Here is an 11,704-nt window from a genome sequence, read left to right as displayed (position 1 = left end):
CGAACCCATTAGAGTAACAGCAGATACTTTAATGGGTTTTTATTTATGCACTACGACGTATTCAACGGTGACGCTGACGGCATCATCGCCCTTCTTCAGTTACGTTTAGCTGAGCCTAAATCGTCAACCTTAATCACTGGGGTAAAGCGAGATATTCAACTACTGGACAGAGTGCCAGCCCAAGCGGGAGATAGCGTGACCGCGTTGGATATTTCGATGGAGAAAAACCTTCCGGCACTAGAAGCCTTACTGGCTAAACAAGTGAGCGTCTTCTACGCCGACCACCATAAGTCAGGTGTGATTCCTCAAAGTGACCAACTGCAAGCTCATATCGATTTAGACGCCAATACTTGTACTGCATTGATTATCGATCAGTTACTCGCAGGTAAATACCATACTTGGGCGATCACCGCCGCATACGGTGACAACTTAATTGCGAAGGCCGATCAACTGGCGGATACGGCTGGACTCAACGAAGAGCAAAAATCGCAACTCAAAGAATTGGGTACCTTGATCAACTATAACGGCTACGGTGAAGTCATTGACGACCTGCATTTTGACCCTGCGGTGCTGTTTAATGAGCTTTTGGCCTACGATGATCCTTTTGCTGTTATTGCTGATCACGATTCACCGTATTCACTGTTAAAGAATGCTTATCAGCAAGATATACAACAGGCACTTGCTACCGAAGCTAAGTATCAAAGCGCGGTTGTTGGCGTGTTTGAGTTGCCTAACCAAGCGTCATCAAGACGCATCAGCGGGGTGTTCGGAAACTGGTTAGCTAACCAATCTCCTGACTCTGCTCACGCCGTGCTGACCGAAAACAGCAACGGTACGTATACCGTTTCTTTGCGTGCGCCATTGAACAATAAACAAGGGGCTGGAGACATCTGTGGACAGTTTGTCAGTGGTGGTGGACGTGCAGCGGCAGCGGGCATTAACGCCTTGCCAAAAGAAGAGTTGACAAAGCTGATTGAGGTCATTGAGCAGTATTACGCGTGACCCTCTGGTGGTGGAAGATTGGCTTCTACCACCATTATTATTGGGTTAGCCAACGCCTTGGGTTTTGGGTTTTACTGTTTCGGCGAATTTCAAAATACAGTGAAGCCTGCGCCTGACCACCTGTGTCACCGGCAAGTGCGATAGTCTCATTAGCTTTGACCTTATCGCCTTCTTTCTTCAATAGACTTTGGTTGAAACCGTATAAAGTCATATCGCCTTTACCGTGGTCAAGCAGCACTACCAAGCCGTAGCCGCGCAGGTAATCCGCAAACACTACTGTGCCTGAATATACTGCTTTCACTGATTGGCCATAGTTGGCGTCGATCACCATCCCTTTCCAGTTCAACTGACCTGTTTGGCGTGTGCCGTAATTGTGCAATACACGGCCTTTGAGTGGCCAAGGCAGTTTACCTTGTTGTCTGGCTAATCCATCCATAGGGACTGCATTACGTTTTGCCGCTTTGGCGATTTCTGCTTTCAGACGAGTTTCGTTACGCTGCAGTTCAGACAGGTAAACTTTGTCGTTGGAGATCTGCTTTCGAATACCACTCAAGGTGCTCTTACGCTTAGACTGAACTTGTGTCAGTTGATTGCGTTTTTCGGTTTGCTCATCGAGTAGCCGAGTGAGTTGGTTCTTTTCAACATCCAGCTGAGTTCGGCTATCTGCTAGCTCTTGCGCTGTTTGCTCCAGCTCTTCAATGGTGTGGGCACGTTGCTTGGCAAGATGTTGGAAGTATTGACTAATACGGTCTTCTTCAACGCCCTGGTTGAGAAGGTTTGACGCGTCTTTCGCGCGTTGGGTCACGTAGTAGGTTTTGAGCAGTTCAGCGAGTTTTTCACTTTGCTGCTTTTTTTCATCTTCCAGTTGCTCCACTTTCTTTTCTAACGCCGAGATATTGCTGTTGGTTTGGCTCAGCAACGCTTTGGTTTCTTTAATCTCTTTCTCGATTCGTGCGATGCCCACTTCCTGTTGTTTAAGGGATTTTTGCAGCGAGTCGAGTTGCTTTTGTTGGCTGGAAAGTGATTGTCTCTGGCGGGATATTTCACTGGAAACGCCTTTGAGCTCAGCTTGAGAGGCTGACCAAACAGGCGAAGTGACAGTCATAGCGGCAGCGAACACGAGTGCAGATAGCGTAGTGGTAATCCGAAGTCGTGCTTGATGTCTTGATGCCATGAGTGCTTTTATCCTGATTATGGGATAGTCAGTATACCTAAACCCTTTCCTCAGAAGAAAGGGGAATGTCAAAACTTATTGAGCTAGAAATGAAAAAGCCCGAGCAATGGCCCGGGCTTAAGTTTTCTTTGCCTGTTAATTACTTAACAAGCACGTCACCCGTCATTTCAGCCGGGATTTCTAGACCAGATAGCGTTAGCATCGTTGGTGCTAGATCAGACAGTTTACCGCCTTCTTTGAACTCAACCGCTTTGTCACCTACGTAGATCAGAGGAACTGGTAGGTTAGTGTGCGCAGTGTGAGTACCGCCAGTCACAGGATCAACCATCATTTCCGCGTTACCGTGGTCTGCTGTGATCAGCATTTGGCCGCCCACTTCTTTGATTGCTTCAACCACTTTGCCAACGCTTGCATCTAGCGCTTCAATCGCTTGCTCTGCTGCTTCGTAAACGCCAGTGTGACCAACCATATCTGCGTTCGGGTAGTTACAGATAATCGTGTCGTATTTACCAGACTTGATCGCTGCAACCATTTTTTCAGTTAGCTCTGCAGAGCTCATTTCTGGCTGTAGGTCGTAAGTCGCTACTTTTGGAGAAGCAACAAGCTGACGCTCTTCGCCATCAAATTCTTTTTCAACACCACCGTTGAAGAAGAAAGTGACGTGTGCGTATTTCTCTGTTTCAGAGATGCGTAGCTGAGTTTGACCTTGCTTAGATAGCCATTCACCGTAAGTGTTTTCTAGTGACGCTGGTGGGAATGCGATCGCAAGAGGAATATCAGCCGCGTACTGAGTTAGCATGACAAAGTTAACCGCAGGGAATGCTGCGCGTTCAAAACCGTTGAAATCAGGAACGAATGCACGGGTGATTTGACGAGCGCGGTCTGCACGGTAGTTCATGAAGATCACGGCATCGCCGTCAGCCATTGCTGCGTCTTCTTGAGCGTCAGTTTTGATTGCTGTTGCTTTTACGAACTCGTCGTTCTCTTCGCGAGCGTAAGCCGCTTCTAGACCAGCAACCGCTGAATCGTAAGTGAATTCTGCTTTACCTTGAGTCAGTAGATCGTAAGCAACTTGAACACGTTCCCAGTTGTTGTCACGGTCCATCGCGTAGTAACGACCAACAAGTGACGCGATGCGGCCTTTACCCAATTTCGCGAATAGCTCGTCAAAACGTTTTAGTGAGTTTTCTGCGCTGCGTGGTGGTGTGTCACGGCCGTCTAGGAAGCAGTGTAGGTAGATTTTTTCTGCGCCACGTGCTGCTGCCATTTCTACTGCTGCATAGATATGGTCTTCGTGTGAGTGAACACCACCTGGAGACATCAGACCCATGATGTGAACTGCTTTACCAGCGTTGACTGCAGAGTCGATGGCTTCAACAAGCGCTGGAGTTTCCACGAACTCACCGTCAGCGATAGACTTAGTGATACGAGTTAGGTCTTGGTATACGACACGACCAGCACCGATGTTAGTGTGGCCAACCTCAGAGTTACCCATCTGACCGTCAGGTAGACCAACGTCCATGCCTGAAGCTGAGATTAGAGTATTAGGGTTGTTTGCAAGCAGTGCATCCATTACTGGTGTTTTTGCATTTGCAATCGCGTTGCTTGCTGTGTCTTCACGGTGGCCGTAACCGTCAAGAATAACTAAAGCCAATGGCTTCTTTGCTGACATAGTGATGTCCTCGTCAAATTTCAAAGTAACTTTGGAAACAAAATTAGCGTAATTTTACTACACTTTTTAACCAAAACTGTAGGTCAAGATCAAATATTGTTTGTGATATGGCGTTGTTATCTTTCAATTGAAACACCTTTCACCTTGAGTCGTGACTGGAATGTTACGCTCAGAATATGGTCTATTCTCTCAATCTGAGCGCAAATTAAAAATCGTATTTATCTATCGTTGTCATTGTAGATGAGGCGATTAACTAACCAAAATTCCAGTACCAGTGACAGCGACGATTGCGCCAAGCCAAGCATAGCGGTTAGGTCTTTGTTTGGTGTAAATCCATAGTATAGGCAAAAGCATGATCGGTGTAGTTGAAGAAAGCAGTGCCACCATCCCGACATTCCCTTCACGTAACGCGTAGAGGATTAAGGTCATCCCTACGGCCATTGCCAGAAATCCGTTGACTGCAGTGATGGAAAAGATCTTCATTGTCATCGGTTGAGTCGCGCGCGCGATCTTAGCGCCCGAGATGAATAACACCGAGTGGGCGATAAACGCCGTCATCATCCGCACTGCTGACGCGGCAACCGGGTCAATCTCGGTTTGCATAATGGGTTTAGCGATAATGCCGCCCATCGCTTGGCACAGCGCTGCGAGTAGACCTAGCCCGACACCAACCCAGACATTACCTTTGATCGATTCGAGTTGATTATTGGTTTGGCCTCGGCGACCAAAGAAGATAGCGGTTAATACGCCTGAGAACACCAGTGCTGAGCCTAATAACTCAAGTGCAGTCATGTGTTCGCTAAACAGAAAGTATCCTAATACGGCAGAGAAGACGGCGTGGCAGGAAAACAGCAAGCCAGCTTGACGAGGCCCCATGCGATTTAAGCAGGCAAACAGAGCCGTATCACCGATAAAAATACCGATTAATCCTGACAGCGCCATTGCAGAGATTGAGGAGGGCTCCACGCTCGACCAGCCACCCGTAATCAGCGCCATCGTGCCGAGAATGACCGAAGTACAACCCATGCGCCAGCGGCTATAAGCGAACGTTCCTAAATGTTGTGCGGGTGCGACCGAGAGGATGCTGGCGACAGCCCATAGAAAGGCAGCCGCCAAAGCCAGCCATTCGTATCCCATATCTATTCGTCCTTGAGGGAGTGTGAATACTAATGGCTGTTAATATGCATCAAATCATTGGTTATACAAAGCGTTAAACTTTAAAGCGTTCCACTTCTTGGCGAACCGTGTTTGCCGAGTCGAACATGTTTGTCGCACTTTGGCTGCTGCGGGCGGCTTGATCGGCGAGAATGTCCGACGCGTCTTTAATCCCTTGCGTATTTCGACTGATGTCTTCGCTGACCGCACGCTGCTCTTCTGCTGCGCTGGCAATCTGCAGAGCCATACCGTTGATTTCGTTAATCGCAGTCGTAATCGTATCGAGGCTTTCTGACGCTTGTTGCGCGTAGTCGACACTGGTGTCCGCTAACGTCGTACTCGCTTCCATACTGTTGACCGCGAGTTTGGTATTTCCTTGCAGCGTTTCGATCATATGGCGGATCTCTTCCGTCGAACCGTGAGTGCGTTGGCTCAATACTCGAACTTCGTCGGCTACCACCGCAAAGCCACGTCCTTGTTCACCAGCTCGTGCTGCTTCAATCGCCGCGTTGAGTGCCAGTAGGTTCGTTTGCTCAGCGATGCCTTGGATAGTTGAAAGGATTTGGTTGATGCTCTGGGTATTGTTTTCCAGTTCAGAAATAATGTTCGAGGCGTCAGCGACTTGCTCGGCAAGTTTGATGATCGCTTGACGGTTTTTCTCAATTACTTGTTGCCCGTCTTCACAAGCTGCTGATGACTCTTGCGATGCGTTAGCGGTCAGCTCTGCATGACTGGCGACTTCTGCTGCGGTGGCTGACATTTCATGGATAGCCGTCGCAATTTGGTTAACGTCATTTTGCTGCGTTTCAACCTGTTGGGCGGACTCCTGAGACAACTGATTAGCCGCTTCGGCTTGAACTGCCAGTTGTTGGCTGTGCTGGATAATATCGCCAAGCATTTTCTGCATTTGTGCCAAGAATTGGTTGACGTGCTGCGCGAGTTCACCGATTTCATCTTTTCTCTGGATTTCAATCCGCTGAGTAAGATCACCTTCACCCTCTGAAAGCTCAGAAAGCGCATCAGACAGTGTTTGCAGCGGCTTGAGTAGGCGGGTGACGACGTATGTGCTGATAGAGGCAATCACGATATACAACAGAACTGAGGCAATCGCAGTAAATTGAATCTGCTCAGTCACGGAAGAGAAGGCGAGTTCTTTGTCGACCACGATACCCAGCGACCAATCGGTTGATGGCACGTTAGATACGAATATCAGCTTGTCGCCTTGCCCCGGCCAGGTGATGGTTGAGATCCCGGCAGTGTCGATTAGTTGTGCGACTTTATTAGTTGAGAGCTCAGGATTTAGATCGGTTAACGGCTTCTGGCTGAGTTTTTCGTCTTTGTAGGCGACGATGTTGTTGTTGCCATCGACCAAGAATGAGAAGCCATCGTTGTCGAGAGTTACGTGAAGGACTTCTTCAATGATGTTGCTTACCGTTAAATCCGCTGCGAGCACGCCATCTTTATTACCACTGAACGCTTTGGCAAAACTGATCACGATGCTGCCATCGAAATCTTGATAAGGTTCGGTGATGATCAGGCCTGGCGCCGCTTTGGCGTCGATGTACCAAGGTCGGCTACGAGGATCGTAGTCCGTTGGCCAGTCTTCGGTTTTGTCGCCGTAAGCGATAGAGCCGTCCTCAAACCCCGCGTAGACGGAAAGGAACCCGCCAGCGCGTTTTGTTAGCAGCATTTCCCTGTCGGCATCCGCTGAATCTAAAATGGCTTTTTCGTTGGCGAGCATCATATCACTACGAATCTCTAACCAATCGGAGATGTAACGAGAGGTCGCATGACTGACGTTCTCCATTTCGCTATTGAGTGCGGAGGTCGTCTCTTGCTTCAACTGGCTGACAGAGATCCAAGCTTGAACGCCACTAACAACAGCGATAATGACAGCAATAGCAATTTGTATTTTTAGCTTTATTGTATTTTTCATTGTCTTTCCTTCAGTACTTAGACAACAAACAAAGGTGAGGTTTAGACTCAAATGTGTTGTTTACCTAATGCTTTAGAATGGGCAAAAGGCAGATGTTTTAATGGGGAGTAACTAAATTAACGGTCAGATGTTATACAAAACTGACAGTGATATGTTTGATCTAACTATGTATTCGGCAGGTGCAATAAAGTGTGTAGGTGGCTTTTGCTTGTTTTGCGACTTCTTACACAAAAATGCGTAAGAAGTCGCACAATGCCTTATTAAGTGAGCAGTAGTGCTGCGGCGTAGACAATCACTAGGCCAATCACACCAATGATTACGCCAGTTTTCGCCATGTCTCGGCTTTCGATTAAGCCAGTTGAGTAGGCGAGCGAGTTTGGTGGTGTAGAGACAGGGAGAATCATGCCTAGTGATGCTGAGAATGCGACCACCACGAGTAGTCCTTGCAATCCACCGACCGACGATAAGCTTTCCATCGAAGCGCCAATCGCTGCTGCGATCGGCATCAACAGGTTTGCAGTTGCGGTGTTGGACATAAAGTTAGCCATCAACCAACAGACGATTGATAACGTGATGACAACCGCGACGGGCGATAACGATTCATAGTCGATTGCGTGGGCTAGCGCAGAAGCCAAGCCAGTTTTATCCAAGCCGATACCAATCGCTATCCCCCCGGCTACCAGCCACAATACGTCCCAGTTGATTTGCTTGAGTTCAGCTTTGCCCATGATGCCTGTAAGCGTGAAGACTGCCAGCGGGATAATTGAGACAACATAGGTATTCATACCGTGCAAGCTGGTGGTCATCCACAAAACAATCGTCGCAGCAAACGTGACGTAAACGACCACTGCGCGCCAGCTTTTTTGGAATTCGCCGTCCAGTTTCAACTGCATGGTTTTGTGTGAAGAAGGGAAGAGTTTCTGAAGCAAAAACCACGCGATAGTCAACTGTACGATGACAAAAGGTAAACCCATCATCATCCAGCTCAGAAAGCTAATGCTGTTTTCACCCGTTAAGTATTGCAGCGCAATCGCATTGGGCGGGGTACCAATTGGTGTCGCAATACCACCAGTATTGGCAGCGATAGGGATACACAACACCAGCGCTTTTATACCTAAATCCCCTTTTGGCGCAGAGGAGACGATCGGTCCGAGCAGCGCCAACATCATTACGGTCGTGGCGGTGTTGGACATAAACATCGAAAACACCGCAGTAATCAGCATAAGGCCGAGCATGATAAACCTTGGTTGCTGACCAAATGGTCGCAATAACACCCGCGCTAAGTTGTTATCTAACTCGTATTTCGACGCCGCAATCGCCAGTGCAAAGCCCCCCATAAACAGGATAATGATCGGCGATGAGAACGCACCAAAGATATCGGTATAGTTCATTAAAGTTCCGATATCATGACCTGCTGGCGGCGTGCGGAAGAGGTGTAAGCCTTTATCAGAGATCATGATCAGCTCGAGCGCAATGATCAGAATGGAAGTAGCAAAAACAGGGACAGGCTCAAGCACCCATAGCAAGGCAGCAAGAAGGAAAATCGCCAGTAAGCGATGCTGGATCAGTGACAGGTCATCGATAGGGATAGCATCGATTGGCATCAATAGAACACCCAGTGGTATCCCAAAGCAAATCAATAGCTTGACCAATATCCCTTGGTCTATTCGTGGCATAAAACGTTAACCTTAAAGAAAAATCTGTCCACAAGAGTAATTAATAATCAAATTAGGGTCTTAGACTGAGGTGGAAGTTTTGCAATGAGGTTAAAAAATGTTGCGAATGTCTTGTTTTCAGTCAAAAAAATGCCCCGACAGTGCGGGGCATTTTTCATCAATCTTGTTTGGTGGCATGGGCGTAAGGAGTACCCATCACGGTAGGCTTACCGTAATCCATGCTCTCATCAAACTTGACCGCATCTTTAGCGAATAGGTTAATTACCGTTGAGCCAAGTTTGAAGCGGCCCATTTCTTCGCCTTTTTTCAAGATAACCGCTTTGTCACCTTGAGCTGGGTAATCCCATTTGTACACAGAGTTACCGCGAGGTGGAGTCACTGTGCCCGCCCAAACTTGTTCGATGCTACCTACGATAGTTGCACCCACTAATACTTGTGCCATCGGGCCAAATTCCGTATCAAAGATACATACCACACGTTCGTTACGCGCGAATAAGTTCGGCACGTTTTCCGCAGTGAGTGGGTTGACTGAGAACAGATCACCAGGGACATAAATCATTTGACGTAGCGTACCATCACACGGCATGTGCACACGGTGGTAGTCACGTGGTGAAAGGTAAAGTGTCGCAAACTCGCCGTCTTTGAACTCTTCCGCCAGTTTTGCGTCTCCGCCTAGTAGTTCTTGTGCGGTAAAGTCGTGGCCTTTCGCTTGGATAAGCTTGCCATCTTTGATTGGGCCGAATTGGCTTACACACGCGTCAGCAGGGTGAGTGATAACCGAATCACCTTCTGCAATCGGACGTGCGCCGTCTTTCAGCTCACGGACAAAAAATTCATTGAACGATGCAAAATGCTTAGGATCGGAGTGCTTCGCTTCGTCCATGTTCACGTTGTATTGCTTGATGAACCAGCGAATAACCGCTGTTGTTAGACCGCCAGCTTTTGCTGAAGCCAGTTTACCCATCAAACGGGTTAAACCGTGTTGTGGGATCCAGTATTGCAGTCCAACTTTAATCTTATCCATTGTCTTCATTTCCAATGTTAACTGTATGTTGCTCACTTCTTTTGGGCGCGAGATAGTACTCAAATTCAAACCAAAAGTCAGTAGAAAGTCATTCAAGACTATTTAAGAAATCGTTACAGATCAGCTTTTTTGTTGCGAGAGTACTGACGGTTCGCTTTCATTTCCGCCATGCTTTCCAGGATTCGGTGGTAGTTTTCAAAACGAACTTGATTAATCTCACCATCTTCTACCGCCTTGACTAAAATACAGCCCGGATCATCTAAGTGTTTGCAGTCGCGGAACTTACAGCCACCCAGATATGGTTGGAATTCGATAAAGGCTTTGGTGACTTCTTCTGCCTCAAGGTGCCATAAACCAAATTCACGAACTCCCGGTGAGTCAATCAGGTCGCCGCCAGACGGGATGTGGTACAGACGCGAAGCTGTCGTGGTATGTTGACCAAGACCGGAATTCTCTGAAACCGCGCCTTCTTCGATATCAAAGCCAGGCATGAGTGCGTTAACCAAGCTCGATTTACCCACACCGGATTGCCCAACGAAGATGTTAATTCGGTTGCTTAGTCGCTCTTCAAGTGCCGGAATACCTTCACCAGTTTCTTTACTTACCAGCAGCACTTTATAGCCAATTTTCTCGTAAGTGCTTAGCCAATCTTTATAGAGTTCCAGTTGTTCTTGTTCTAGCAAGTCAATCTTGTTGAGGACGATCAAAGGCGCAATCTTTAGTGTTTCTGCTGCGACCAGATAACGGTCGATGATATTCAGTGACAGTTCAGGGAGTACTGAAGAGACAATGATCATCTGGTCAACGTTGGCGGCAACTGGTTTCAGACCGTCGTAGTAGTCTGGGCGAGTCAAAACCGAAGTACGGGGCTCGACGGCTTCAACCACTCCGTTGATACCTTCCATCGACTCCAAACCCGGGCGCCAAATGACCTTATCGCCTGAAACGAGGCTTTCGATTCCCCGTCTTAAGTTGCAACGGTGAATTTCGCCACTTTCTTGATCTTCAATATCGGCATGTTGGCCAAAGCGAGTGATCACGAGTCCTTTTTGCGCCGTGCCGAGCATCGATTCATCCCATTGAATGGACTCTTCTTTTTTCAGCTTACGTTTTTGATTGCTGCGTACGCGTCGAACTTGACCTTTGGTGAGCTTTTTCTTTTTTGCCACAATTGTCTACTTAACTATTAACCATCACTTAGTATCCGCTAGACTGCTATCTAGTGGATCAGAATTTGGGTATAGTACCCTTTTTATCATAAAACCAATAGGCAACGATTTATGTCCTTTAGCGATCAAAACTTAATTTGGGTGGATTTAGAGATGACGGGCCTTGACCCAGAAACTCATAAAATTATCGAAATCGCTACTATCGTCACCGATAGTGAGTTGAACATTCTAGCTGAAGGGCCGGTTCTTGCCATCCATCAACCAGAAGCTGAACTGAACAAAATGGACGAGTGGTGCACGACGACGCATACTGCTAGCGGTTTGGTTGAGCGTGTCCGTGCCAGTGATGTTGATGAACAGGAAGCTATCCGCCAAACGGTCGCATTTCTAGAACAATGGGTACCGAAAGGTAAGTCACCAATTTGCGGGAACAGCATCGGTCAGGATCGCCGCTTCTTGTACAAGCATATGCCGGAGTTGGAAGAGTACTTCCATTATCGTTACCTTGACGTGAGCACGTTGAAAGAACTTACTCGTCGTTGGAAGCCAGAAATCTTAGATGGTTTTTCAAAGAAAGGTAGCCACTTAGCGTTAGACGATATTCGTGAGTCTATTGCTGAGCTAAAGTATTACCGAGAAACAATTTTTAGTATCTAACATTCTCCTCTCAGATATAGGGCTGGTCTGTTAAAGCAACGTTTTGGAACGAAAAATGTTCGATTCTGTGTGCTTTTTCATCAAAAGAGAAAAAATCGATTTTTTTTTGCAGGAAGGACTTGCATCACAAAATAAAGCTCTTATAATTCGCAGCCCTGAACGACGGAAACGTTGTGAATGCGACACTAGCTCAGTTGGTAGAGCGCAACCTTGCCAAGGTTGAGGTCACGAGTTCGAAC

At 47.4% G+C, this 11,704-nt stretch carries 9 protein-coding genes; 2 read left to right on the top strand and 7 right to left on the bottom strand.

Going from position 1 to position 11,704, the window contains the following annotated elements; genetic code table 11:
- The first annotated feature begins 45 nt into the window (after positions 1-45).
- On the top strand, positions 46-1,002 hold the full coding sequence (locus AKJ31_RS20790) for a DHHA1 domain-containing protein (RefSeq protein WP_053410945.1): 957 nt from the start codon (positions 46-48) through the stop codon (positions 1,000-1,002).
- Positions 1,003-1,039: 37 nt separating this feature from the next.
- Here the strand turns inward: AKJ31_RS20790 and AKJ31_RS20785 are convergent, their stop codons facing one another.
- The 7 genes from AKJ31_RS20785 to rsgA all read right to left on the bottom strand — a co-directional run bounded on the left by AKJ31_RS20785 (position 1,040) and on the right by rsgA (position 10,808).
- On the bottom strand, positions 1,040-2,176 hold the full coding sequence (locus AKJ31_RS20785; RefSeq protein ID WP_053410944.1) for a murein hydrolase activator EnvC family protein: 1,137 nt from the start codon (positions 2,174-2,176) through the stop codon (positions 1,040-1,042).
- A gap of 139 nt (positions 2,177-2,315) precedes the next feature.
- Positions 2,316-3,848: a 2,3-bisphosphoglycerate-independent phosphoglycerate mutase gene (gpmM, locus tag AKJ31_RS20780; RefSeq protein WP_053410943.1), complete on the bottom strand. Its 1,533-nt coding sequence runs from the start codon at positions 3,846-3,848 to the stop codon at positions 2,316-2,318.
- 249 nt (positions 3,849-4,097) lie between these two features.
- The gene (locus tag AKJ31_RS20775; protein WP_053410942.1) at positions 4,098-4,985 is read right to left on the bottom strand and encodes a DMT family transporter; all 888 of its coding nucleotides are present in this window, start codon (positions 4,983-4,985) and stop codon (positions 4,098-4,100) included.
- Between the two features lie 73 nt (positions 4,986-5,058).
- The gene (locus AKJ31_RS20770; protein ID WP_053410941.1) at positions 5,059-6,939 is read right to left on the bottom strand and encodes a methyl-accepting chemotaxis protein; all 1,881 of its coding nucleotides are present in this window, start codon (positions 6,937-6,939) and stop codon (positions 5,059-5,061) included.
- A 260-nt stretch (positions 6,940-7,199) separates the two neighbouring features.
- Positions 7,200-8,615 carry an SLC13 family permease gene (locus AKJ31_RS20765; protein ID WP_053410940.1) on the bottom strand — a complete coding sequence of 472 codons (1,416 nt, stop codon included), beginning with the start codon at positions 8,613-8,615 and terminating at the stop codon, positions 7,200-7,202.
- A 157-nt stretch (positions 8,616-8,772) separates the two neighbouring features.
- On the bottom strand, positions 8,773-9,639 hold the full coding sequence (asd, locus tag AKJ31_RS20760) for an archaetidylserine decarboxylase (RefSeq protein WP_053410939.1): 867 nt from the start codon (positions 9,637-9,639) through the stop codon (positions 8,773-8,775).
- A gap of 113 nt (positions 9,640-9,752) precedes the next feature.
- Positions 9,753-10,808, bottom strand: coding sequence for a small ribosomal subunit biogenesis GTPase RsgA (rsgA, locus tag AKJ31_RS20755; RefSeq protein ID WP_053410938.1), 1,056 nt, complete (start codon positions 10,806-10,808; stop codon positions 9,753-9,755).
- Positions 10,809-10,919: 111 nt separating this feature from the next.
- Here rsgA and orn point away from each other — a divergent pair, with 111 nt between their 5' ends.
- Entirely contained in the window at positions 10,920-11,465 is a 546-nt protein-coding gene (gene orn / locus AKJ31_RS20750; protein ID WP_053410937.1) for an oligoribonuclease, read from the top strand.
- Positions 11,466-11,704: the final 239 nt, after the last annotated feature.

This window comes from Vibrio hepatarius (genome assembly GCF_001274785.1).
Classification (GTDB): domain Bacteria; phylum Pseudomonadota; class Gammaproteobacteria; order Enterobacterales; family Vibrionaceae; genus Vibrio; species Vibrio hepatarius.
Note: the sequence above shows the minus strand (reverse complement) of the source record. Positions and strands in the feature narration are given on the sequence as shown.

Excerpts from the sequence above, each read along its gene's own strand:
- AKJ31_RS20790 (WP_053410945.1), top strand. The coding sequence starts at position 46 with ATGCACTACGACGTATTCAACGGTGACGCTGACGGCATCATCGCCCTT.
- AKJ31_RS20785 (WP_053410944.1), bottom strand. The coding sequence starts at position 2,176 with ATGGCATCAAGACATCAAGCACGACTTCGGATTACCACTACGCTATCT.
- gpmM (WP_053410943.1), bottom strand. The coding sequence starts at position 3,848 with ATGTCAGCAAAGAAGCCATTGGCTTTAGTTATTCTTGACGGTTACGGC.
- AKJ31_RS20775 (WP_053410942.1), bottom strand. The coding sequence starts at position 4,985 with ATGGGATACGAATGGCTGGCTTTGGCGGCTGCCTTTCTATGGGCTGTC.
- AKJ31_RS20770 (WP_053410941.1), bottom strand. The coding sequence starts at position 6,939 with ATGAAAAATACAATAAAGCTAAAAATACAAATTGCTATTGCTGTCATT.
- AKJ31_RS20765 (WP_053410940.1), bottom strand. The coding sequence starts at position 8,615 with ATGCCACGAATAGACCAAGGGATATTGGTCAAGCTATTGATTTGCTTT.
- asd (WP_053410939.1), bottom strand. The coding sequence starts at position 9,639 with ATGGATAAGATTAAAGTTGGACTGCAATACTGGATCCCACAACACGGT.
- orn (WP_053410937.1), top strand. The coding sequence starts at position 10,920 with ATGTCCTTTAGCGATCAAAACTTAATTTGGGTGGATTTAGAGATGACG.